Here is a 22,796-nt window from a genome sequence, read left to right on the forward strand (position 1 = left end):
ATCGAATGGTTACGATTTTAGTTCATTGTGCAACGAAGCAAGGTGTGCTTTTTTTCTGCGCACATAATTTTTGTGATGGATGTGTCGAGTCATCGACTTATCCAGAAGTGAATTTGCAGTATTAAATAATTCGTCTGCTTTTTCGGTGTCATTTTCAACTACAGCCAATTCTAATTTCTTAATTGAGTTTTTAATCTTTGACTTCAATTGGCTATTTGCAAGACCTGATTTACGATTTGTTTTAACTCTCTTCATTTGACTTTGAATATTTGGCATAATATCCACCTCCTGTATATGAGTGAATTATATCATAAAGAGATACTAAAGTATAATTATCGGAGCGTATGTGTGTTATAATAATCGATAGGATGTGATAATATGCGGATATTATTTATGGGAACAACAGTGTTTTCCAAAGTTATTTTAGATTTACTGATAGAAGAAGGATACGATGTGATGGGCGTTGTCACTCAACCAGATCGCCCTTTTGGTCGTAAAAGAATATTAAAAGCTTCAGTTGTTAAAGAAAGAGCTCTCGAAAAGGGGATTGCTGTTTATCAACCTGAAAAGATTAAAGAATCAATCGAAGCAATCAATGGTCTAGGTGCTGATTTAATTGTGACATGTGCTTATGGACAAATTGTGCCAATAGAAATTATAGAGAAACCCAAATATAAAGCGGTTAATGTTCATGCGTCGCTTTTACCTAAATACCGTGGTGGTGCACCCATTCATTGGTCCATCATTAAAGGTGAAAACAAAACAGGCTTAACGTTAATGGAAATGGATGCGGGTATGGATTCAGGAAATATGATTGCGAAAAAAGAAGTTATTATTTCAATAGAAGATACGATGGGTGATGTCGAAGCTAAGTTAATGGCTGTCGCAGAACCTTTGATAAGAAATGATTTAAAATCGTATTTAAAAGGGGAAATTCAGTCTGTTTCACAAAATGAGCATGACGTTAGTTATGCGTATACTATTCAAAAGAAAGATGAACACATTAATTTTAATCAAGATGTGATGAATGTTTATAATCACATTCGAGGTTTAATTCCTTGGCCAGTTTCATTTGCCTTATTAGAGGGTGAACGTGTAAAATTCCATCAAGTTAAACTCGTTCAAGCCAACCATTCCTTCGCGAGTGGAACAATTATGAAAGTCCACAAAGAAGGTGTAGATATTGCGTGTGAAGGTGGTTATGTCACTATAACTAAAATTCAACCATTTGGTAAGCCAACCATGGATGCCATAGATTTTTACAATGGTTTCAACAATGAGTGGGAAGGGAAAGTATTCAAATAATGGAACAAGAGAAAAGAACGCAAACAATTGTATTTATTGCGATTATGACAGCGTTAGTTGCGGCTGTAACAGCAATTATTCAAGTACCGATACCTACGGGATATTTAAATTTCGGTGATGTAATTGTTATGATGTCTGCCATCGTTTTACCAATCAGGGGAGCGGTTATTGCAGCTGGAGTGGGTTCGGCCATTGTTGATTTAATGGTTGCTCCACAATATGCTATTTTTACATTGTTTATAAAAATGGCTGAGGTTGTTGTCATTCAACAGTTAATTCATCTATTGGATGGTAAAAAGCGTTTTATTCCCTTCTTTTTGGCAGGGTTTACGATGATGACTTTATATGGTTTTGTGGATGCTTTTCTAGTGGGGAACATCACATATATGCCAGTATCGATGATGTATAATTTAATTCAAGCTTTTGTAAGTAGTTTAATAGCAACTTTAATCTACCCAGGTGTGGTAGAATTAATGAAGCATTTGAGAGGTAAGGGATAATTAATGAATCAAAAAAACATAAGAAACTTTTCGATTATTGCACATATAGACCATGGGAAATCAACGTTAGCTGACCGAATATTGGAATCAACTCAAACTGTTGCAAATAGAGATATGCAGTCTCAGTTGTTGGATTCAATGGATTTAGAACGTGAACGTGGAATTACAATCAAACTGAATTCGGTTCAATTGGATTATAAAGCAAATAATGGAGAGAACTACACATTCCATTTAATTGATACTCCAGGTCATGTTGACTTTACATATGAAGTTTCTCGATCACTTGCAGCCTGTGAAGGTGCGATTTTAGTCGTTGATGCAAGTCAGGGAATCCAAGCTCAAACATTGGCAAATGCTTACTTAGCGATTGAAAATGATTTGGATATTATGGTTGTTATTAATAAAGTTGATTTACCGTCTGCTGATCCAGAACGTGTCAAAAAAGAGATTGAAGATGTATTGGGTGTTGATTCTTCTAAGGCTCCTTTAATAAGTGCAAAAACTGGTTTAAATATTGACCAAGTATTAGAAGGAATTGTTGATCAAATACCTGCGCCCAAAGGATCTAAAGAGAAACCGTTGCAAGCTCTTGTTTTTGACTCGTTTTATGACCCTTATCGCGGTGTTGTTGTTTCAATTCGTGTCAAAGAAGGGGAAATTGCAGTTGGTGATACGATTCGATTTATGGCTTCAGAAGCAGAGTTTGAAGTCGTAGAGGTTGGTATTCGAACACCCAATGAAGTACGTAAAGATAAATTAACTACAGGTGAAGTTGGTTGGATGAGTGCTTCAATTAAATCAATTCATGATGTTGATGTTGGGGATACAATTACTCATGTTGATCATCCGGCTCAAGAGGCTTTACCAGGATATAGGAAATTAAATCCTATGGTCTATTGTGGTCTGTATCCAATTGATTCGAAGCGATATACGGATATGCGTGAAGCACTGGAAAAGATGGCATTGAATGATTCGGCTTTAGATTTTGAACCTGAAACTTCTCAAGCGCTTGGCTTTGGTTTTAGATGTGGTTTTTTAGGGTTGCTTCATATGGATGTAATTCAAGAACGTCTTGAACGTGAATACCAATTTGATTTAATCGCTACGGCTCCTTCTGTTATTTTCCATGTTTACCTCACAGATGGTACGATGATTAAAATTGATAATCCAGCTAAAATGCCGGTATCAAACGTCATTGATCGTGTTGAAGAACCTTATGTAGAAGCTCATGTCTTAGTTCCAAGTGACTATGTTGGTCCGGTAATGGAACTCTGTCAAGCCAAACGAGGTATTTATAAAGATATGCAGGCCATTGACAATACACGGATGAATATTGTTTATGAGTTACCACTTGTTGAAATTGTTTTTGATTTCTTTGATAAATTAAAATCAGTAACTCGTGGTTATGCTTCATTTGATTATGATTTGATTGGATATCGTGAGTCTAAACTTGTTAAGATGGACATTCTCTTGAATGGTGAAATTGTTGATGCGTTATCTACAATTGTTCATCGTGATTTTGCTCACCATCGTGGAAAAGCAATTACGGATAAATTGCGAACCTTAATACCAAGACATCAATTTGAAGTTCCAATTCAAGCGGCAATTAATCAAAAAATCATTGCTCGATCAACGATCAAAGCAGTTCGAAAAAATGTTATTGCGAAATGCTATGGTGGGGATATAAGTCGTAAGAAAAAACTTTTAGAAAAGCAAAAACAAGGGAAGAAACGGATGAAACAAGTGGGAAGTGTTGAGATTCCACAAGAAGCATTTATGTCTGTTTTAGCAATGGATGATGAATAATACTATTGAAATAATACAATCGATGCGTGAAAAATTCGGATGGGATCAGACAGATTCCATTCCGTTTTTAATTGATGCACTCCATGAAGAAGTTCTGGAATTGAAAGAAAGTCTTAATGAGTTTGATCAAGCGTTTCAAGATGAATTGGCTGATGTGTTAATGTATGCAATTTCAATAGCGATAGATAAAGGATACGACATTGAAAAGATAATTTATGAAAAAGCAAAGAAGGTAGAAAAACGTGAATACTAGTTCGTTGTATGTCCATATTCCATTTTGTGATCATATTTGTGGTTATTGTGCTTTTACAAAGTTTAATTATGAGCGAGTTATTTCGGATGCTTTTATGATTCGTTTGATATCTCAAATTAATAAACTGAATGGACCGTTTAAAACAATTTATGTGGGTGGGGGAACTCCGACATCTCTTGAAGATGATCAACTTGAAGGGTTGTTGCAAGCGTTAATTGAAAAATTAGATGATACGTTTGAATTTACATTTGAGGGAAATCCAGAAAATTTGAATGATGCAAAGGTGGCCTTGTTAAAAAAATATGGTGTGAATCGTATGAGTTTGGGTGTTCAGACAACCGATGATGATTTATTGGATAAAATAGGCCGTCATCATAAATTTTATGATGTTAAAAAAGGTGTCGATTTACTGAGGAAACACGAAATCATGAATATCTCGTTAGATTTAATCTATGGGTTACCTGGACAAAGTCTAGAAAGCTTTATAAAGAGCATGAAAGATGTCATTAACCTTAACCCTGACCATGTATCGATCTATGCTCTTACTGTTGAACCTGAGTCTTTATTTGGTCGTAAAGGAATAAAACCTGTTTCTGTTGAATTAGAAACTGAGATGTATTTATCGTGTATAGAATTGATGAAAAGTGCTGGATTTGATCACTATGAGATATCCAATTTTTCGAAACCTGGACGAAAAAGCGAACATAATCAAGTTTATTGGCGTTATGAAAACTTTCATGCGTTAGGGCCAGGGGCAAGTATGAAAATAGATGAAGTTCGAAAAACCTGGACGAATCAGCTGGGACGCTATATTCAAGAAGAGAGTTTTGATGAAGTGATAACGTTGACGAAAGAAGAACAGATGTTCGAATTTATAATGATGGGATTACGATTAAGGGAAGGTATCTCATTTCAAAGGTTTTACGAACGCTTTGATTGTGATATGAAATCAGTATACTCTTCAGCAATTGAAGAAGCTGAAAAAGAAGGCTTGTTACGAGTTAATAATGAGAGAATCTATGCCAGTGATACTGGATTCATCATGCTTGATGATATTCTCCTAAAATTTATGGAATAACGACCAAAAAGCAGTCTATCATCAAAACGATAGACTGCTTTTCATACTCACTTATATCAACAAATATCTTCTATTGATAATATTTAATAATTGCTTGAGTTCCTTCATCACCAAAACCATTTTCGTTTAAAATATTGTAAATATTCCTTACTGTTTCAAGTAAAGGTAAAACAACATCTCCTTTTTCTTCAAACGCCAAATTTAGATCTTTTAGTAAATGTTTTAGGAAGAAACCTGGTTTAAAATTATGATCGAGCATTGCTTGCCCATTGTTCGCTGCTTGCCATGAGTTTGCTGAACCTCCTGTAATAACATTTAACATTGTTTGTAAATCTAAATTCTTTAATTTTGCGTATGTAAGGGCCTCTGCTGTTCCGGCTATTGCGCCAGCAATTGCGATTTGGTTCGCTAATTTAGCGTTTTGTCCATTGCCTGAGTCACCCATATAATTAATGGTTGTTCCCATATTTTCTAATAAAGGCAATATTTTATGAAAGGCGTTCTCATCACCACCAACCATAATTGAAAGACTGGCATTGATTGCTCCAAGATCTCCGCCGGTTACAGGTGCATCGAGTGCAATTAAACCACTTTCTTTTGCTTTTGTCGCAATTTCTTTTGCTAATGTTGGTGAAGATGTCGTCATGTCGACAAGAATACTTCCTTTTTTGGCGTTAGGAATTATACTGTCATAAACCTCTTTTACATCGTTAGGATAACCTACAATTGTGAAAATCACATCAGCATCATGAACTACCTCTTTAATGGTTGAATATGCGGTGATCTCGGGTTCGAGTTGTTGAGCTTTTGCGAATGTTCTGTTGTATGCTGATACATTGTAGCCAGCTTTTGCTAAGTGTTTAGCCATTGGTGCTCCCATTACACCAGTACCAATCCATGCTATTTTCATTGTTATTTTCCTCCTCTTTTCATTTATGATATCATAAAAAATGAGTAAGTTGAGCGTGTTTAAAAAGTTGATGTGCCTTGAGTTATAAATAACTTGTTAAATGATAGGACTTATGATATTATATAGAAGCTTTATTTCTAGGTTTATGGGATCCTCATCCTTACACTTGGATATAAAGGACTAGAAAACAATAGGAGGAAAAGAAAATGTCAATGTTAAGTAAAGATGAAAAACAAGCAATCATTAAGCAATATGCTCGTGAAGCGAACGATACAGGATCTGTTGAAGTTCAAGTTGCTGTTTTAACAGAAGAAATTAACCGTTTAACTGAACATATGAAAGTTCATAAGAAAGACTTCCACTCAAATCGTGGACTTCTTAAAAAAGTTGGACGTCGTCGTAACTTATTAAAATATCTACGAGAAGAAGATATTAACCGTTACCGCGAATTAATTACAAGCTTAGGCTTAAGAAAATAATTAAAAGGAGCAGTTGCTCCTTTTTTATATAGTAGAATTGTGGTAACATTGAAGAAGATACAAGAGGTGAACTGATGAGTAAGAAAGTACATACATTAGATTTTTGTGGTCAAACAATCCAAGTTGAAACTGGGGAGTTGGCTAAACAGGCAGCAGGATCTGTCTTAGTTCGTTATGGAGATACAACAGTTTTATCTGCTGCTACAGCAAGTAAAAAAGCAAAAGATCTCCCATTCTTCCCGTTAACAGTGACGTTTGAAGAAAAATTATATTCAGTTGGAAAGATTCCCGGTGGATTTTTACGACGTGAAGGAAGACCCAGTGAACATGCAACATTAACATCAAGATTAATTGATAGAACAATTCGTCCTTTGTTTGCTGATGGTTTTAGAAATGAAGTTCAGGTAGTGAATACAGTATTATCAGTTGATCATGATTATTCAGCGGATATGGCAGCGATGCTTGGAGCATCATTGTCATTGTCTATTTCAGACATTCCGTTTGAAGGACCGATTGCTGGTGTGACTGTAGGGCTTGTTGAGGGTGAATATATTATTAACCCAAGTCAAGAAGAGCTTGAAAAATCAGAAATGGAACTTGTTGTTGCGGGTACTATTGAGGCAATTAACATGGTTGAAGCTGGCGCCAATGAAGTCAGTGAAGAGAAAATGCTTGAAGCAATGATGTTTGGTCATGAATTCATTAAAAAACTCTGTGAATTCCAAATTGAAATTGCTCAAGAAATTGGTAAAGAAAAAATGGAAGTTAATCTTTATCAAATTCCTGACGACATTGATGCTGAAGTTAAAGCATTGGTTGAGAAAGATTTACGTGCTGCAGTTGCTATTATTGAGAAACAAGAACGCTATAACGCGATCGATGAGTTCACAGCACAGGTTGTTGAACATTTTGAAAACAAGGAGTATTCTGAGGGAGAAGATAAAGCGAAATCAATATCATTTGCTAAAGAAGCAGTTGATAGCATTGTTTCTGATGAAGTGCGTCGCTTAATCTCTGTTGAAAAAATACGTCCTGATGGTCGTAAATCAGATGAAGTGCGTCCTTTAGATGTTCAAATTGATTTACTAAATCGTGTTCATGGTAGTGGTTTATTTACGCGTGGACAAACACAAGTATTATCAATCTGTACTCTAGGTGCGATGGGTGATACACAAATTATTGATGATTTATCTTCTGATGAGTCAAAGCGATTTATGCATCAATATAATTTCCCACCATATTCAGTGGGTGAAACTGGACGTATGGGAGCACCTGGACGACGTGAAATTGGTCATGGTGCATTAGGTGAAAGAGCATTATCGTATGTAATTCCATCTGAAGAAGAATTTCCATATGCAATACGTGTCGTTTCAGAGGTATTGGAATCGAATGGTTCTTCATCACAAGCCAGTATTTGCGCGAGTTCAGTTGCTTTAATGGCAGCGGGTGTTCCGATTAAGGCTGCAGTAAGTGGTATAGCCATGGGACTTGTTCAATATGGTGATGATATTACGGTATTGACAGATATTCAAGGAATGGAAGATCATTTTGGGGACATGGACTTTAAAGTTGCTGGAACTAAAAAAGGGATTACTGCTTTGCAAATGGATATCAAGGTTAAAGGATTAAATCGTGAAATCTTACAAGAAGCACTCGCTCAAGCTCATAAAGGTCGCTTTGAAATTATGGAAGCAATGGATGCAGTAATTTCTGAACCACGTACAAATGTTGGTCAATATGCACCAAAAATTGCTCAATTACAAATTGACCCTGAGAAGATTAGAGACGTTATTGGTACTGGTGGAAAAATTATTAATCAAATCATCGAAGAATGTGATGATGTCAAGATTGACATTGAGGATGATGGTCGTGTTGTAATTTACCATAACGATCAAAAAGCAATCGATAAAGCAAAATCAATGATTGAAGATATTGTTCGTGAAGCTAAAGTTGGTGAAATTTATGAGGCAAAAGTTGTTCGAATTGAAAAGTTTGGCGCATTTGTTGAATTATTTAAAGGAACCGATGCATTACTTCATATTTCAAAATTAGAGCATAGTCGAGTTGATAAAGTCGAAGATGTTCTATCATTAGGTGATGTTGTTAAAGTAAAAATTATCGAAATTGATGATCGTGGTCGAGTGAATGCTTCAAGAAAAGCATTGTTACCAAAACCTGAACCTAAAAAAGAAGAAGTCAAAGAAACAGTAAAAGAAGAAAGCAAATAAAAAGAAAGAGGTTAATCTCTTTCTTTTTTTCTTATTTGAACGATTCTAAAATTTCTTTATGCACTGAATCAAGATCCAATTGTTGATCTTTTGTTTTGAACTCTAGTTCGTCTTCTTTGTAACGGGGAATGACATGGACATGATAATGGTCTACTGTTTGTCCTGCAATTGGGTTTGCATTAGTTATAATATTGACACCCTGTGCATTTAAATGTTCTACATAATGTTTCGCAAGTCTTTGCGCTAGAACATTAATGTCTGCAACCACATCGGGTTTAGCTGTTAGGACTGAAATGGTAGGGTCTTTAGGGATGATGAGGGTGTGTCCTTTACTTGCTTGTGATATGTCTAAAAAGGCTAAAAACTGATCGTCTTCATATATTTTTTTTGATGGAATAGATCCGTCGATTATTTTACTAAATATAGTCATAAATGACCTCCTTGTAATCGATATTATATCATAAGAAAAGGGTTGATTCTGTTAAGAATCGACCCTTTTTATTACATACCCATTTGATTTTGAGCTTTTGGAACTTCAGCATCTTTGTCAAGATAGTGAGGTTTTGATTGCATTAGATTATCATAAATATCCTTATCATAGACCTTGAAGTTATTGTTTCGGTAAACAACACCTTCATATTTTGCTAAGATATCAGGATTAATGGCTAATCCACCTAAAGCTCCATCTTTAAATTTAGAAGCTTCAACCTCGATAACTTGAACAATGTATGCTGAGTCAGGCTTTGTGTCGTCTTTTAAGACCTCACTAAGCGTTGGTGCATTACTCTTGTTTAGGAAATCTGAGATTGCTGCAGGAAACTGTGATGATTTGAGAAGGACAATTTGCTCGGTGCCATTGTACTGTGATTGAGCAACAGCATTGTCTTTAGCGACCTCATCAAACTTCTTCCCGTCTTTTAATTGTTTTAAAGCAGCGTCTGCTTTCTTCGCTTCAACTTCTAAAATTCTAATCTTACGTGGTTTATATTCTTCACTTAATGATTCAAAATCTTTTTCGATTTCAGCTTTAACCAATTTTTTGAATTTGTATTCAGGGTATAACATTTTTTCAATGTATTCTTCTTCTGAATTATAACCGACATTTTTAATGACTTGCATATAGTTTTCACCAAGCATTGCTTTTAAGTAATCGATTTGTTCTTTGGCCTCTTTTTTCATTGTATCATCCACTTCAACATCTTTAATGAGTTGTTGTTTTGCTTCATCAAGTAGGATTGATGCTTGCATAACACCTGAATCATAATGTTTCATGACTGAGAATAAGTCTTTCTTTGTGGTTGTTGATTTTTCAACTGTAAACAAATCTTGATCTGAAGATATGTTGACAAATGCATCTTTACACCCGGTAAGAGCTAAGAGGGCAACTAGGGCTAATAGTAATTTTTTCATTGCTTATCATCCTCGATTCCCATAATCGTTTTTAATCGTTTTTCTATGTCTTTGTTGTGGAACTTGATATCTAATTCTTTCGCTTTACTCCATAAAACTAAAGCTTCAAGTTCAGGATTTGCATTGTTGATTGCTGACAAGAAACCTTGTTCGGTTTTGAAATCTTTGTAATCTGTTGAATCAATATGAACTAAATGTTGTCCGTAACTTGTTTTGATCCAAACGCCTGTTTCACCTTGTTTTAACGAAAGTGCTGAGGCTAAGAATTCTTCTTGATATTCTGTTTCTTTATCCATATAGCCTAATGAACCTTTGTTTGGAGCTGTTTGTTGGTCATCTGAGAATTCCAACGCAACTTCACCGAAATTTTTACCACCTTTTAATGCTTCATCAACTTTATTGATTTTTTGTTGCTCAGCATCTGTTGGTTTGGATGAGTCATCCATTGTAATTAGGATATGACTTACCATACGTGGTTGTTTATCTTCAATAAACTTTTTAACATATTTGTCATAGTTGGCTTCGAGATACTCAGCAGTCATATTATCTTTTTTTGTCATGTTTTCATAGAAAACAGCTAATTCATCTTTACCACTATAACCTAAAGCGACAAGCGCTTTATCTAAATTTTCTAAGCCAGGAGCACCTTGCTGTGCTGAGATTGCTTGAATTTGCTTCTTCGCATCTTCCTCTGCTTTCTTTTTATCTTCATCGCTTGATGGGATTGCATTTAAACTTGCTCTTTCAAACAGTTTATAAAGTTCTTGGTCACCGTATTTTTCAAGTAATTTATCATAGTAGTCATCAGCAAATAAATTAACGTTATTCACTTCTGATACAACATCTTTACCATCGACACGTTTTCCCTTCAGAACACTGTTGATTTGTGTATTTGCAAAGTATATTATTCCAATCAAGAAAATAATTGCTACAATGACGACAAACCAATGTTTTTTTAAATTGTCAATCATTTAAGTCCTCCTTCATAAATAAGTACCCTTACAATTATAAGCGATTTAAGGCGTGAATGCAATAAATGGTCTAGTGAGATTCTTGTGAGTTCTGTGCTATAATAAAAGGCAAAGAAGAAGGAAAAGAGGTTATAGAAATGGCAACACTAAAAATTGAAGATCTACATGTGGAAATAGATGGTAAAGAAATTTTAAAAGGTGTCAATCTGACGATTAAAGAAAATGAAATTCATGCGATTATGGGTCCGAATGGTAATGGTAAGTCGACGTTATTAATGTCGATTATGGGACACCCTCGCTATGAAATTACGTCAGGTTCTGTGTTTGTTGATGATGTTGATGTTTTAGAACTAGAGGTTGATGAGAGAAGCCGATTAGGTCTTTTTTTAGGAATGCAATATCCCCAAGAAGTTCCTGGTGTCACCAATTCAGATTTCTTAAAGTCTGCACTTAATGCACGACGAGAAGAACCAATAGGGTTATTTGAATTTGTGAAATCCATGGAAGGAAACATTGAGAGGTTGAGAATGCGTGAAGACTTAGCGCACCGATTCCTCAATGAAGGATTTAGTGGTGGTGAAAAGAAACGCAATGAAATATTACAGTTAATCATGCTTGAACCACGCTTTGCAATGCTTGATGAGATTGATTCTGGCTTAGATATTGATGCTTTAGCGTTAGTAGCTGAGGTTTTAAAAGAAGAACAAAAAATTAAAAAAATGGGGCTCATGGTCGTTAGTCATTACGAAAGATTCTTTGAGTTTATTGAACCGACTCACACGCACATTATGATTGATGGTCGAATTGTTTTATCGTCCGATGCAAGCCTTGTAACAAAAATTGATCAAGAAGGATATGATTGGATTGGTGTTGACTTACCTGGTGAAACTCGTCATCAAAGACCGATTTCAATGGCATCTTGTGCAATTCGTGAACACTTTGGTGATCAAGATGAGTAAAATCAGTTTTACGTCAGGTTCTCATAAACATTTAATCGAAAGTACAACGGATACAACGTTTACTTTAGAGTTTAATGATAAGAGTTCAGGATCTCTATTTTTAGAAATTGATGGTGAGGGAACACTTGATCTTATTTATGACCTAGGAGCTTATGGTAATTGGAGTATCTTGGTCATGAACCGTAGTTCAAAATCTCTAACCATAACAGAAGATATTCGATTACATGAGTTTTCAAAACTGAGTATGAATTATGGCGAACTGAGTTATGGTAGTCATATTAAAAATACTGTCGCAAACTTTTTAGGTCATGATAGCGAGCTTGATTTAAATTCTGCTATCTTATCTTTTGATTCGATAAAATGGAGTATCATGGCAAATCATTTAGCAAAACGATCGAAAGCCAATGTTAACAATCAAGCGATTGTTTTGAAAAATGCCCATTTGGATTTGGATATTATTGGGAAGATTGAAAATGGAAACTCAGGATCAGAAACTCACCAAATGACACGGATTATGAACCTGGGAGATGGTTTAAAAACGATTGTTCATCCGCAATTGTTGATTGAAGAAAATGATGTTGCAGCATCCCATGCGGCATCTGTTGGACAGGCTAATGAAGAACATATCTATTACCTGCAATCAAGAGGACTAACTCGACAAGAATCGCTTAAACTGATTGTTTTGGGCTATTTGATGCCGATTGTTCATTTAATCCCAGAGCAAGAAAGTAAAGACACTCTTGAAAAAGAAATTGAAAGCAAGGTCATGGAAGCATGGACAATCTAAGAAAAGATTTTCCCTTTTTAAAAAACAATCCCGAATTAGCTTATTTTGATAATGCAGCAACAAGCCTGAAACCACAACAAGTTATTGATGAAGTGAGTTATTATTATGAACACCTGGGTGCAAATATTCACCGTGGTGATTACAAATTGTCGCATAAAGTCAGTGGATTGTTTGACCAAACACGCATTGATGTTGCATGTTTCATTAATGCGGATTCAAACGAGGTAGTCTTTACCTCAGGTGCCTCAGAGAGTTTGAATCTTGTTGCAATGGGCTTTGCCTCACAAGCCTTAAGCAAGGGAGACGTAATTTTACTGAATGAGACAGAACATGCATCGAATTTATTGCCTTGGTATGCACTGGCTCAGCAGTTTGATTTTGTCATCGAATTTATTGAGACGGATGAACATGGTGAAATTCAAGTAGATAATCTTAAAAAAGCACTTCATGATAAGGTGAAGTTAGTGTCGATTGCTCATGCAAGTAATGTCTTAGGATATATTCGTGATATCCAAACAATGAGTCACCTTGTTCATGAAAACCAAGCGTATCTTGTTGTTGATGGTGCTCAAACTGTTGGGCATATCGAGGTTGATGTCAAAGCTTTAGATGTTGATTTCTTTGCTTTTTCAGCTCATAAAATGCTAGGTCCAACAGGGGTGGGTGTCTTATATGGAAAAGCTGAACTTCTAAAACAAACCCAACCTATTTTCTTTGGTGGCGGAAGTAATGTAGATTTTGATACTAAAGGAACAATGACTTTGAAAGAAGCGCCTTATAAATTTGAATCAGGAACACCAAATATTGAAGGTGTTCTCGGTTTCAGAAAAGCCATTGAATACTATAATGAAAAAGGGATATCAACGATTGAATCTCTAAATTCACAATTGTATGAGTATGCTTATTTACATTTATCTAAGTTAGACAATGTTGTCATTTACAATCCAAACTCTGATTTGTCAATTATTTCATTTAATGTGAAAGGCATCTTTGCACAGGATGTGGCGCAATATCTTGATTCATTTGATATAGCAGTGCGAACTGGGGAACATTGTGCTAAAGCATTTGACCCAACCATGAAGAAATCTAAAACAATTAGAGCGTCACTACTTTTTTATAATACAAAAGAAGAAGTTGATCGTTTGGTTGAAGCGCTAAGAGATATTACATTGGAAAAATGTATCGATTTGTATATATAAGAGGAGGACAAGATGAACTATTTTGACGATCCATTGTTTTTAAGACAAATCATTATGGATCATTATGAAAACCCTAGAAATAAACGGACTCCTGATAAAATAGAAGAGTATCGTATGAAACATATGAAAACAGACAGTTGTATTGATGATATTACTGTTTATGTCAAGGTTAAAGAAAATCGAATTGTAGACCTTTGTTTTATTGGAAGTGCATGCACAATTTCAACAGCGTCAACCTCTATAATGACTGAACTTTTAAAAAATAAGACGCTTGAAGAAGCATCGCAAATAATAAAAGAATTTGATAAAATGATGCGACTTGAAACATTTGATGTAAACATGATGCAAGAGGCCAATGCATTTAAAAATGTGGGGCGACAAGCCAATCGTATTGCTTGTGCGAGATTGGGATGGCAAGGTGTTCAAATTGCCTTGAAAGGAGTATTAGACTATGACAATGAGTGATCGTGAACGACTACCAAGTGAAGAGTATGAATATGGTTTTCATGATGATGTTGAACCAGTTGTTTCATTTGGTTTAGGATTAAGTGAGGACATTGTACGAGAAATATCCAAAATAAAAAATGAGCCAGAGTGGATGCTAGATTATCGATTAAAAGCTTATCATCACTTTATGAGTGCTCCAATGCCAGAATGGGGTGCTGATTTATCAAAGGTTAATTTTGATGAATATATTTATTATTTGCGTGCAAGTGAAAAAAGTGAAACGCGATGGGAAGATGTTCCTAAGGAAATCAGAGAAACATTTGCGCGATTGGGGATACCTGAAGCGGAGGCAAAGTTTTTATCAGGTGTCGCTACACAATATGATTCAGAGATGGTCTACCATAATATGCTTCAAGAAGTTGAAGATAAAGGGATTTTATTTTTTGATATGGATACAGGCTTAAAAGATTACCCTGATCTAGTTAAACAATATTTTAATGAATTGGTCCCGTACAATGATAATAAGTTTGCGGCCTTAAATACGGCTGTTTGGTCGGGTGGAACCTTTATTTATGTTCCTAAAAACGTTAAGTTAGACAAACCCTTGCAGTCTTATTTTAGAATTAATGCAGAACAAATGGGTCAATTTGAACGAACATTGATTATTGTGGATGAAGGCGCAGATGTTCATTATGTCGAAGGATGTACGGCACCTGTCTATTCAAAATCATCGATGCATGCGGCGGTTGTTGAAATCTTTGTTCATGATAAAGCGAAGTGTCGCTATACAACGATTCAAAATTGGTCGAAAAATGTGTACAACCTTGTTACGAAACGAGCAACAGTCGGAGCTCATGGCTTTATGGAATGGATCGATGGGAATATTGGTGCACAGACAACCATGAAGTATCCGTCGTGTGTTCTTGCGGGTGACTATGCACGTGGGATGACAATTTCAATTGCTGTAGCGGGGAAAAATCAATTTCAAGATGCTGGTGCAAAAATGATCCATAAAGCTCCCAATACCCAAAGTACAATCATTTCAAAATCTGTTTCGCGAAACGGTGGAACGGTGAATTATCGCGGAATTGTTTCTCATGATAAGAACTCAGTTAATGCAAAAACAAAGATTGAGTGCGATACATTGATCCTAGATAATTTATCAAAGAGTGACACGATGCCTATTAATGTCGTTCAAACTGAAGGGTCAGTGGTTGAGCATGAAGCACGTGTATCAAAAATATCAGAAGATGAATTGTTTTATTTGATGAGTCGTGGATTATCAGAAGAACAAGCTGCTGAAACTATCATAATGGGCTTTTTGGAGCCGTTTACTCGAGAGTTACCGATGGAATATGCAGTTGAGTTAAATCAATTGATGAAACTGGAAATGGAAGGCTCTGTTGGATAAGAAGGCTATTGCGGATGCGATGAAATTAAAGCGCGCATCGCTTTTGCAGGATGAAAAGAAAGCGCTTGATCATACGATTCAAAAACACTTAATGTTTGAGTTGGAACCCTTTGATTCAATTGCACTTTTCGCATCATTTAATCATGAAGTGAATCTTTGGCCTGTCATTGAAGGCTTATGGAAACAAAAGAAAATATACTTGCCTCGCGTCAACGGAAAAACAATGGATTTTTATCGTGTTCAATCAAGAGAAGATTTAAGAGAGTCTTCATTTGGTATTTTAGAACCGAAAGAATACTGTGAGATAGTATGCAAAACGTGTATTGACATAATCGTTGTACCGATGTTAGCATTTGATTTGAATTTATATAGAATTGGTTATGGTGGCGGGTATTATGATCGTTTTCTGAAGGATTATAACGGTTATGCTTTAGGGATTGCGTATTCATTTCAGGCGATTGATTATATTCCGATTGAAAGTCATGATGTCAAATGCGACAATATCATGACCGAAAAGGAGAAACTATGAAACGTAGATTTGGCTTAATGATGTTTGTTATGTTCTTTTCACATGCGCTTCTTTTTACACAAATTGTCCCTTTTTTAATTAGTGTTGGTTATACAAGTGCGCAACGCGGATACTTAGTCGCAGCCTATGCAGCTTTTTCAATGTTAGGACAGGTTGTCTTTGGCTACCTAAGTGATAAGCATGGTAGTATTAAACGCTTTGTTGTTCTTTTAACGTATCTAACGGCTATAGCAGGTATCTTAAATTTTAATTATGACCATGTAAACTTTATGTACCACTTTTTCGTATTATCTGTGACTGTTGGTTCCACACGGATTGTTGCTAATTTATTTGAAACTTGGGTATTAGAAGTTGATGAGCTACATCATGATTTTAGTTATTTACGGAGCTTTGGTTCACTTGGATGGGCAATAGCTTCCTTATTATCAGGGTACCTTGTCTTAAAATATGGTTATAATATTTTAGGTTATTCCTCAGCAATTTTAGGTTTATTGCTGGTCTGGCTTGCAAGCAAAGCAACAGACGCCAGTAAAGAAGAACGAGAAAGCTTAAAGATGAGTGATCTCAAACTCTTACTCAAGAATAAAAATTATATTTTGTTAATTGTTGTTTATTTCTTTGTGTATTTAATTTATAATACAGACCCGCTGATTGTGACAGAGTATATGTTTGAATTGGGTGGCGATGCCCAAGCGGTTGGTCTTCGGGTTTTTGTGCAAGCAATGAGTGAAATTCCAATTCTTTATGTCGGTGCAAGATTATTCCGTAAACGAAGTCCACAAAAATTACTAAGAATTGCCTTGTTAATTTTATGTGTTCGTTTCATTTTAATCGGTTTGTCGTCACACACATGGATGATTATTGCTCTTTCGTTACTGCAAGCTATCACATTCCCAATCATTTTAATTACCCAAAAATATTTAGTCTTTGCTCAGGTCCCAGAACATTTAAGGTCCAGTGGTCAAATGGTTGCTGTTTCATTGAGTATTGGACTATCTTCAGTTCTTGCGCCACTTGTCAGTAATGCACTCATTACTATGTTTAGTCTTTCAACGACAATCATTATTTTTGGGTTAAGTTTATTGATTCCGTTTGGGCTTATGAAGCTCTATAAGTAAACACACGGTTTCACATAATGTTATCATATATGCTCCACAAACATGACGTATTATATACATGTAAACCAAGAAATGGTTTGCATCTGAATACTATTTTCTTCTCCTTAAAAGAATAGAACATCAGATTTTCCTTGTAGTTATAAAAAATTAAAAAGGCCTTTGGGCCTTTTTTCTATTATATGGTACAATATGCTTACAAATTGCGGTTTTTTTTGATAGAATAGTAAAGATGAAAGAGGTTGGATTATGAAAGTTGTGCAATTAAAATCTGAATCAATTAAAGAACTTCGAATTAAAAGAAAATCTCTTATGCAAGGTATGATTGAGGGGCAAGAAGGATCACTTCTCGTTCTAAAGACCGCTTATGCAGGAAAAAATCGCAAGCATCACTTATTGTCGTATGCTATTTTTACGATATTTTTTGAGTTATGGGATCGATTCATGCTTGAATCCTGGTCTTATACGTTTGATGAAGAAGGTTTGATTTTCTATATTAAGCTTGAAGAATCGGCCGATAAGATAAAAGACATTCTTGTTCATTACGAAGATTATCATCCTTTAGGTTTTGCCATTGATAGTGATGTATTTGATAAAGATACTCATGTTAGTCGTGAAGATATTAATGTTGCGAGTCGGGTTGATAAGTTTACACAAACATCTCTTGATAGTTTACTTGAGAGTGAAATCGATGATGATGAATATGAACGTAAGTTCTTTAAAGAAATAGAAAACTATATGTTAAAAGGTGATAAGCAAACAATCTTATCAAATATTTTAATGTATTCTTATGTAAGTGCCTATACTAAATCGATTGGGTTTGGCATGTATGGACCTAATTATCGTGGAAGCAACGAGCATATGAATTTTGAAAAATTTATTCACCTTGTTCGCACGTATCGTGATGAAACGTTGAATATATTTAATTATAACAGTAAAGATCCGGAATCAATTCTTGCATTTCAAGAAATGGTTAATCAGAAGATTAAAATTTCGGTCTTAAATCAAGAATCATACTTTTATACAGTTTTTATGACAAGTACGGTGCTCTTTGCTTTTATTAATTCCAGAGGATATGCAGATATCACGAAGCAGATTAAAAAAATTGCAGTTGAGATTGAAGGATTTACTGAGTTTGAAAATGAACGAGAGCGTTATGACATTGCTTTCACGGGTTATCGTGAGGCGTTTAATCATTATGTTCCTTTTTATCAGAAAAATCGATCAGTCATATCGACATTACTCTTTATTATGAGTCGTTATGATGATTATTCAATTGTGACTTATAATGGCGAAAAGAACTTAATGAAAGCACAATTTTTAGCTAAAAATCTGATTTTTAAAGAAGATAAATGGGATGAATTGAATAAATTCTGTACTTCAAGTTACTTGTACCCACATGATGCAACAACACTTTTGGTTGTTACATGCATGTTGGATGTATTACAACGAAATTATTTAAAAATAAAAATATTATTTGATACAAATCATTAGTGGAGGTCTTATGACATTATTAGAAGAGTTGCAATGGCGAGGTTTAGTTAAGGATGTAACGGATCGTGAAGGTCTTGAAGAACGATTAAAGACTCCGGTAACATTATATTGTGGATTCGATCCTACTGCTGATTCACTTCATGTAGGTCATCTTCAACAATTAATTTTACTGAAGCGTTATCAGCGTGTAGGTCATCATCCAATTGCAGTAATTGGTGGTGCAACTGGGATGATTGGTGATCCACGTCCAACAACGGAGCGTCAGTTACTGAATGATGAGGATTTACAAAAAAACTTTGATGGGATTTCAGAACAAATCGTTAGAATATTGACATCGGATGATAACCCTATAAAAATTATGAATAATGCAGATTGGCTCACGGGAATTCAAATGTTAGAATTTTTACGTGATTATGGTAAACACTTTAGTGTCAATACAATGCTTGCAAAAGAAACAGTAGCGAGTCGTTTAGATTCAGGAATTTCTTATACTGAGTTTTCTTATATTATCTTACAGGCTATTGACTTTTTGCATCTCTATGAACAGGAAAATATCGAATTGCAAATTGGTGGCTCAGATCAGTGGGGTAACTTGGTTGCAGGTGCTGATTTAATTCGTAAGATGAAGGGTAACGATGCGAAAGTTTACGGTGTTACATCTCATTTAATTATGAAGTCTGATGGAACAAAGTTTGGTAAGAGTGAAGGTGCTAACGTTTGGCTTGATCATAATCGAACAAGTCCTTATGAATTTTACCAATTCTTTTATAATACAAGTGATGCGGACGTTATTGATTTTCTAAAGCGATTGTCATTACGCTCTGTTGATGAAATTAAGGCAATTATAGAGTCTTTTGAGAAAGAACCACATAAGCGATTAGCACAGCGTTCATTAGCAGAAGAATTAACCTCAATTGTGTTTGGTGATGAAGGATTACAACAAGCTTTAAATATAACCGAAGCTTTATTTTCTGGTCAAATTAAAACATTATCGAATGAAGAAATTCATCAAGCGTTTAAAGGGATGAGTACTCATGAACTCAAAGAATATGGAAACATTGTGGATGTCTTAGTTGCATCCAAAGTATTCCCAAGTAAACGTGAAGCACGTCAACTGATCGAAGGGGGCGCCTTATATATAAATGGTGAACAAATTAAGGATTTAGACTACGTAATTGATGAAACATCATTGATTGCTGATGAGTTAACGATTATTCGACGTGGCAAGAAAACATATTTTGTTTTAAAGCACGTAGACTAGGAGGCTAATCGATTATGAAAAAAATCGTTCTTATGCTATTAGTCGTTGTATTATTGCAAGGGTGTTCTCTATCCAAAGGCAAAGAATACAATGAACAAGTTCTTCAATACCAATCCTATTATCAGACAGTACTGGATAATGATAAATTTTCTGATTCATCGCCATATTTCGCGATTGATGCGAAAATTGGGAAACAAGGTGAGCAGTATGTTTATGAAATTATTGTTGATGACCCCAAAATTGCGATGTATGATATAAAAATAATGGTTGTTGAGGATAAGAAAAACTATAATGCTGAAGATAAAATGATGCCAAATGCAGGAATATTTGAGAAGGAACCGTATAATATGATTCCAAATCAAGAAAGAGTATCAGAAAATTACATGAATGGATTCAAGCTGCTAGGAGAAATTAATCAACCTAAAGTGAACATTCAAGTGATTGTTAGTTTTACAGATAATAGGAAATTAAACACCTATCGAGAATTTTTAGAATTCGATTTGGAGTATGAAGAACCCAAAAAAGAAGATAATAAAAAGGACGATAAGAAAGACAACAAAAAAGAAGAGAAAAAAGACGATAAAAAAGACGATAAAAAAGATTAAACTATAAAAAAGTGTTCCGTTGTTAAATGGGACACTTTTTTTAGATTGTGGCTCTAATTAGATCTAGTAAGTTTACAGCTTCTTGATTTAGGTGTTTATCTTTACGATAAACGAGTTGTACAGGTGTTTTTAAACTTAAGTCTTTAATTTCCAATAGCCTGAAATGATGTGTATTAATGAGATCAAAAGGTAAAAGGCCGATGGCCATAGAATCTAAATTGAGAATAGTGCTTGCGATGACTTCAGAGTTGACAGAAGTAAAAGTAGGCGTATAATTCAGTGCTTGACTATTTAATAGGCTATCAAATGCAATTCGAATAGAGCTTCCTTCTTCTCGAAGCAAGATTTTTTCTTGTAAAAGTTCATCGATAGTTTTGATATTTGGTTTATATTTTTTTGAAACAAAAAACTCCAGTTTAATATGTCGAATGAGTTCGATCGAAAGCTCAGGATTATTATAACTCCCTTCAACAATCCCAAAATCTACCTGATCATTTAAAACACTTTTGATGACATCATCTGCATTAACAACTGAAACTCTCAGTGCTGGTGAGGCATTTAATATTTTATGTAATTGTGTATTTGCAAGCGTAATGCTGCTTGCAAGTTTAAGCGGCTTCGCCGGAACTTCGGTTAAGTTTTCGACCTCTATTAGAATTCTGCATACTTTATCATACAAATTAATGGCAAAGTCAGTTCGCCTAAGCTTTCCTCTCTCTCTTATAAAAAGTGATGTTTGAATTTTGTTTTCAATGTCGGAAATAGTCTTTGAAACTGCAGGCTGTGATATATATAGATTGTGTGCACTACGGGTCATGGACAAGGTTTCAAAAACAGATTTAAATATTGTCATTTCTCTAATTGTCATGAATTCACCGATAACCTTTCTGTTATAGTAATATTCTAACTATGTATTTATCATTATACCATAGGGTGGATATAATGGTGAGGAGGTGAATTAGATTGGAAACATTAAGTTTAGTGAATATTTTTATTATATCTTTTACGACGAGTCTGGTTTCGTTTGGTGGAGGTTATTTAATTATCCCAATATTGAAAAATGAATATGTCGTTAAAAGGAAAGGTTTAACAGCAGATGAGTTAGAGCAGATTTCAAGCATCTCTCAGTCAGCACCTGGAGCAATTGCTCTTAATTTCACAGGAGGGATAGGGTATAGGTTAAGGGGGCTGTTAGGGGCAGTTGTGGCGGTCATCGGAAGTATTATACCTCCGTTTATAATTATTGTTCTAGTTAGTCGGTTTTATAATGTTTTAATTGAAAATAACATCATTCAATCAATGATCAATGGCCTTGATTTGTCAGTCATTGCGATCATGATAGGATTAAATTTGACGATGTTTTTCAATCTTTTTAAACGACTTGGCATTAAGGCGCATATATTGGCTGGTCTATTTTTTATTCTTGTGTATTTTTCTAGCTTACCGATTCCTGTTTTGATCATTTTAAATTATTTTCTTGTATCGACATTAGGTCTGAAGGAGATACACAATGCAACTCATTAGAATTGTCTTTGAATTCTTTAAAATTGGTTTATACAGTTTTGGTGGTGGTTATGCAGTAATTCCCTTAATTGAAGCAAATGTTGTAAGAAAATATGGGTGGATTCATTTAAAAGAGTTTGCAGATATCATCACAATCTCACAGATAACACCAGGTCCATTAGCGGTTAATGTATCGACATTTGTTGGGTATAAGTTAGATGGTATTTTGGGTGCGGTTTTCGCAACATTAGGAAGTGTATTACCCGGTTTGCTCATCACCATTTTTTTAATCAAGACCTTGATTAAAGACTTACAATCGGATAAAAGTCAAAAAATATTAAATTCTTTATCAATCTCTGCTTTTGCACTTATTTCGATTGCGAGTGTCAATGTTATTCAAATTTTTAATGAAAATCGTAGTTTTGATGGCTTATCGATTATTTTTATCGTAAGTGCCTCGTATTTAGCGTGGAAAGAGAAAATGAATACAGTAACAATCTTATTAATTGGTGCAGTGTTTGGCTTGCTGTTCTACTAAACAAAAAA

General features: G+C 35.0%; 25 protein-coding genes. 19 read left to right on the plus strand and 6 right to left on the minus strand.

Annotated features, from left to right (window positions below; translation table 11 throughout):
- Window positions 1-9: 9 nt before the first annotated feature.
- Complete coding sequence (rpsT, locus tag GVV10_RS06555) at window positions 10-276, minus strand: 30S ribosomal protein S20 (protein WP_159520901.1); 267 nt, start codon at window positions 274-276, stop codon at window positions 10-12.
- 102 nt (window positions 277-378) lie between these two features.
- Between rpsT and fmt the strand changes: the two genes are divergently transcribed.
- The 5 genes from fmt to hemW are packed head-to-tail and all read left to right on the plus strand — an operon-like array spanning window position 379 to window position 4,942.
- Complete coding sequence (gene fmt, locus GVV10_RS06560; RefSeq protein WP_159520903.1) at window positions 379-1,305, plus strand: methionyl-tRNA formyltransferase; 927 nt, start codon at window positions 379-381, stop codon at window positions 1,303-1,305.
- Complete coding sequence (locus GVV10_RS06565) at window positions 1,305-1,805, plus strand: ECF transporter S component (protein WP_159520905.1); 501 nt, start codon at window positions 1,305-1,307, stop codon at window positions 1,803-1,805. The genes fmt and GVV10_RS06565 overlap by 1 nt, the downstream gene beginning before the upstream one ends.
- Before the next feature lie 3 nt (window positions 1,806-1,808).
- On the plus strand, window positions 1,809-3,611 hold the full coding sequence (gene lepA / locus GVV10_RS06570) for a translation elongation factor 4 (protein WP_159520907.1): 1,803 nt from the start codon (window positions 1,809-1,811) through the stop codon (window positions 3,609-3,611).
- Window positions 3,601-3,864 (plus strand): MazG nucleotide pyrophosphohydrolase domain-containing protein, encoded by a 264-nt coding sequence (locus GVV10_RS06575; RefSeq protein WP_159520909.1) that lies wholly within the window; start codon window positions 3,601-3,603, stop codon window positions 3,862-3,864. The genes lepA and GVV10_RS06575 overlap by 11 nt, the downstream gene beginning before the upstream one ends.
- A complete protein-coding gene (hemW, locus tag GVV10_RS06580; RefSeq protein ID WP_159520911.1) occupies window positions 3,854-4,942 on the plus strand; it encodes a radical SAM family heme chaperone HemW in 1,089 nt (362 codons plus the stop codon). Before GVV10_RS06575 ends, hemW begins: the two co-directional genes overlap by 11 nt.
- A 70-nt stretch (window positions 4,943-5,012) precedes the next feature.
- On the opposite strand, the gene GVV10_RS06585 is transcribed toward hemW, so the two are convergent.
- The gene (locus GVV10_RS06585; RefSeq protein WP_159520913.1) at window positions 5,013-5,852 is read right to left on the minus strand and encodes an NAD(P)-dependent oxidoreductase; all 840 of its coding nucleotides are present in this window, start codon (window positions 5,850-5,852) and stop codon (window positions 5,013-5,015) included.
- Window positions 5,853-6,064: 212 nt separating this feature from the next.
- Between GVV10_RS06585 and rpsO the strand changes: the two genes are divergently transcribed.
- Window positions 6,065-6,331, plus strand: coding sequence for a 30S ribosomal protein S15 (gene rpsO, locus GVV10_RS06590; RefSeq protein WP_159521134.1), 267 nt, complete (start codon window positions 6,065-6,067; stop codon window positions 6,329-6,331).
- Between the two features lie 74 nt (window positions 6,332-6,405).
- Window positions 6,406-8,559, plus strand: coding sequence for a polyribonucleotide nucleotidyltransferase (pnp, locus tag GVV10_RS06595; RefSeq protein WP_159520915.1), 2,154 nt, complete (start codon window positions 6,406-6,408; stop codon window positions 8,557-8,559).
- A 31-nt stretch (window positions 8,560-8,590) separates the two neighbouring features.
- Here pnp and GVV10_RS06600 read toward each other — a convergent pair whose 3' ends face one another.
- From GVV10_RS06600 to GVV10_RS06610, 3 genes are all read right to left on the minus strand, one after another.
- Complete coding sequence (locus GVV10_RS06600; protein WP_159520917.1) at window positions 8,591-8,989, minus strand: HIT family protein; 399 nt, start codon at window positions 8,987-8,989, stop codon at window positions 8,591-8,593.
- A gap of 71 nt (window positions 8,990-9,060) precedes the next feature.
- Window positions 9,061-9,969 (minus strand): peptidyl-prolyl cis-trans isomerase, encoded by a 909-nt coding sequence (locus GVV10_RS06605; RefSeq protein ID WP_159520920.1) that lies wholly within the window; start codon window positions 9,967-9,969, stop codon window positions 9,061-9,063.
- Window positions 9,966-10,940: a peptidylprolyl isomerase gene (locus GVV10_RS06610; RefSeq protein ID WP_159520922.1), complete on the minus strand. Its 975-nt coding sequence runs from the start codon at window positions 10,938-10,940 to the stop codon at window positions 9,966-9,968. Before GVV10_RS06610 ends, GVV10_RS06605 begins: the two co-directional genes overlap by 4 nt.
- Window positions 10,941-11,077: 137 nt before the next feature.
- Between GVV10_RS06610 and sufC the strand changes: the two genes are divergently transcribed.
- From sufC to GVV10_RS06660, 10 genes are all read left to right on the plus strand, one after another.
- A complete protein-coding gene (gene sufC / locus GVV10_RS06615) occupies window positions 11,078-11,899 on the plus strand; it encodes a Fe-S cluster assembly ATPase SufC (protein ID WP_159520924.1) in 822 nt (273 codons plus the stop codon).
- Window positions 11,892-12,686, plus strand: a complete 795-nt coding sequence (locus GVV10_RS06620; RefSeq protein WP_159520926.1) for a SufB/SufD family protein — start codon at window positions 11,892-11,894, stop codon at window positions 12,684-12,686. Before sufC ends, GVV10_RS06620 begins: the two co-directional genes overlap by 8 nt.
- Window positions 12,674-13,885, plus strand: a complete 1,212-nt coding sequence (locus GVV10_RS06625; RefSeq protein WP_159520928.1) for an aminotransferase class V-fold PLP-dependent enzyme — start codon at window positions 12,674-12,676, stop codon at window positions 13,883-13,885. The genes GVV10_RS06620 and GVV10_RS06625 overlap by 13 nt, the downstream gene beginning before the upstream one ends.
- 12 nt (window positions 13,886-13,897) lie before the next feature.
- Window positions 13,898-14,350 (plus strand): Fe-S cluster assembly sulfur transfer protein SufU, encoded by a 453-nt coding sequence (gene sufU, locus GVV10_RS06630; RefSeq protein WP_159520930.1) that lies wholly within the window; start codon window positions 13,898-13,900, stop codon window positions 14,348-14,350.
- On the plus strand, window positions 14,343-15,743 hold the full coding sequence (gene sufB / locus GVV10_RS06635; RefSeq protein ID WP_201290015.1) for a Fe-S cluster assembly protein SufB: 1,401 nt from the start codon (window positions 14,343-14,345) through the stop codon (window positions 15,741-15,743). The genes sufU and sufB overlap by 8 nt, the downstream gene beginning before the upstream one ends.
- The gene (locus GVV10_RS06640; protein WP_159520934.1) at window positions 15,736-16,272 is read left to right on the plus strand and encodes a 5-formyltetrahydrofolate cyclo-ligase; all 537 of its coding nucleotides are present in this window, start codon (window positions 15,736-15,738) and stop codon (window positions 16,270-16,272) included. The genes sufB and GVV10_RS06640 overlap by 8 nt, the downstream gene beginning before the upstream one ends.
- A complete protein-coding gene (locus tag GVV10_RS06645) occupies window positions 16,269-17,390 on the plus strand; it encodes an MFS transporter (protein ID WP_159520936.1) in 1,122 nt (373 codons plus the stop codon). The genes GVV10_RS06640 and GVV10_RS06645 overlap by 4 nt, the downstream gene beginning before the upstream one ends.
- 246 nt (window positions 17,391-17,636) lie before the next feature.
- The gene (locus GVV10_RS06650; protein ID WP_159520938.1) at window positions 17,637-18,881 is read left to right on the plus strand and encodes a citrate lyase holo-[acyl-carrier protein] synthase; all 1,245 of its coding nucleotides are present in this window, start codon (window positions 17,637-17,639) and stop codon (window positions 18,879-18,881) included.
- A gap of 10 nt (window positions 18,882-18,891) precedes the next feature.
- Window positions 18,892-20,142 carry a tyrosine--tRNA ligase gene (gene tyrS, locus GVV10_RS06655; protein WP_159520940.1) on the plus strand — a complete coding sequence of 417 codons (1,251 nt, stop codon included), beginning with the start codon at window positions 18,892-18,894 and terminating at the stop codon, window positions 20,140-20,142.
- A 14-nt stretch (window positions 20,143-20,156) separates the two neighbouring features.
- Entirely contained in the window at window positions 20,157-20,747 is a 591-nt protein-coding gene (locus GVV10_RS06660; protein WP_159520943.1) for a hypothetical protein, read from the plus strand.
- Between the two features lie 40 nt (window positions 20,748-20,787).
- On the opposite strand, the gene GVV10_RS06665 is transcribed toward GVV10_RS06660, so the two are convergent.
- Window positions 20,788-21,615 carry a LysR family transcriptional regulator gene (locus tag GVV10_RS06665; protein ID WP_159520945.1) on the minus strand — a complete coding sequence of 276 codons (828 nt, stop codon included), beginning with the start codon at window positions 21,613-21,615 and terminating at the stop codon, window positions 20,788-20,790.
- 95 nt (window positions 21,616-21,710) lie between these two features.
- Here GVV10_RS06665 and GVV10_RS06670 point away from each other — a divergent pair, with 95 nt between their 5' ends.
- Complete coding sequence (locus GVV10_RS06670) at window positions 21,711-22,271, plus strand: chromate transporter (protein WP_159520947.1); 561 nt, start codon at window positions 21,711-21,713, stop codon at window positions 22,269-22,271.
- Window positions 22,258-22,788, plus strand: a complete 531-nt coding sequence (locus tag GVV10_RS06675) for a chromate transporter (RefSeq protein ID WP_159520949.1) — start codon at window positions 22,258-22,260, stop codon at window positions 22,786-22,788. The genes GVV10_RS06670 and GVV10_RS06675 overlap by 14 nt, the downstream gene beginning before the upstream one ends.
- The last annotated feature ends 8 nt before the right edge of the window (window positions 22,789-22,796 follow it).

It is taken from the genome of Erysipelothrix urinaevulpis (genome assembly GCF_009828835.1).
GTDB lineage: Bacteria > Bacillota_I > Bacilli_A > Erysipelotrichales > Erysipelotrichaceae > Erysipelothrix > Erysipelothrix urinaevulpis.

Coding starts and splice junctions, on each gene's coding strand:
- rpsT (WP_159520901.1), bottom strand. CDS start 276: ATGCCAAATATTCAAAGTCAAATGAAGAGAGTTAAAACAAATCGTAAA.
- fmt (WP_159520903.1), top strand. CDS start 379: ATGCGGATATTATTTATGGGAACAACAGTGTTTTCCAAAGTTATTTTA.
- GVV10_RS06565 (WP_159520905.1), top strand. CDS start 1,305: ATGGAACAAGAGAAAAGAACGCAAACAATTGTATTTATTGCGATTATG.
- lepA (WP_159520907.1), top strand. CDS start 1,809: ATGAATCAAAAAAACATAAGAAACTTTTCGATTATTGCACATATAGAC.
- GVV10_RS06575 (WP_159520909.1), top strand. CDS start 3,601: ATGATGAATAATACTATTGAAATAATACAATCGATGCGTGAAAAATTC.
- GVV10_RS06585 (WP_159520913.1), bottom strand. CDS start 5,852: ATGAAAATAGCATGGATTGGTACTGGTGTAATGGGAGCACCAATGGCT.
- rpsO (WP_159521134.1), top strand. CDS start 6,065: ATGTTAAGTAAAGATGAAAAACAAGCAATCATTAAGCAATATGCTCGT.
- pnp (WP_159520915.1), top strand. CDS start 6,406: ATGAGTAAGAAAGTACATACATTAGATTTTTGTGGTCAAACAATCCAA.
- GVV10_RS06600 (WP_159520917.1), bottom strand. CDS start 8,989: ATGACTATATTTAGTAAAATAATCGACGGATCTATTCCATCAAAAAAA.
- GVV10_RS06605 (WP_159520920.1), bottom strand. CDS start 9,969: ATGAAAAAATTACTATTAGCCCTAGTTGCCCTCTTAGCTCTTACCGGG.
- GVV10_RS06610 (WP_159520922.1), bottom strand. CDS start 10,940: ATGATTGACAATTTAAAAAAACATTGGTTTGTCGTCATTGTAGCAATT.
- sufC (WP_159520924.1), top strand. CDS start 11,078: ATGGCAACACTAAAAATTGAAGATCTACATGTGGAAATAGATGGTAAA.
- GVV10_RS06620 (WP_159520926.1), top strand. CDS start 11,892: ATGAGTAAAATCAGTTTTACGTCAGGTTCTCATAAACATTTAATCGAA.
- GVV10_RS06625 (WP_159520928.1), top strand. CDS start 12,674: ATGGACAATCTAAGAAAAGATTTTCCCTTTTTAAAAAACAATCCCGAA.
- sufU (WP_159520930.1), top strand. CDS start 13,898: ATGAACTATTTTGACGATCCATTGTTTTTAAGACAAATCATTATGGAT.
- sufB (WP_201290015.1), top strand. CDS start 14,343: ATGAGTGATCGTGAACGACTACCAAGTGAAGAGTATGAATATGGTTTT.
- GVV10_RS06645 (WP_159520936.1), top strand. CDS start 16,269: ATGAAACGTAGATTTGGCTTAATGATGTTTGTTATGTTCTTTTCACAT.
- GVV10_RS06650 (WP_159520938.1), top strand. CDS start 17,637: ATGAAAGTTGTGCAATTAAAATCTGAATCAATTAAAGAACTTCGAATT.
- tyrS (WP_159520940.1), top strand. CDS start 18,892: ATGACATTATTAGAAGAGTTGCAATGGCGAGGTTTAGTTAAGGATGTA.
- GVV10_RS06660 (WP_159520943.1), top strand. CDS start 20,157: ATGAAAAAAATCGTTCTTATGCTATTAGTCGTTGTATTATTGCAAGGG.
- GVV10_RS06665 (WP_159520945.1), bottom strand. CDS start 21,615: ATGACAATTAGAGAAATGACAATATTTAAATCTGTTTTTGAAACCTTG.
- GVV10_RS06675 (WP_159520949.1), top strand. CDS start 22,258: ATGCAACTCATTAGAATTGTCTTTGAATTCTTTAAAATTGGTTTATAC.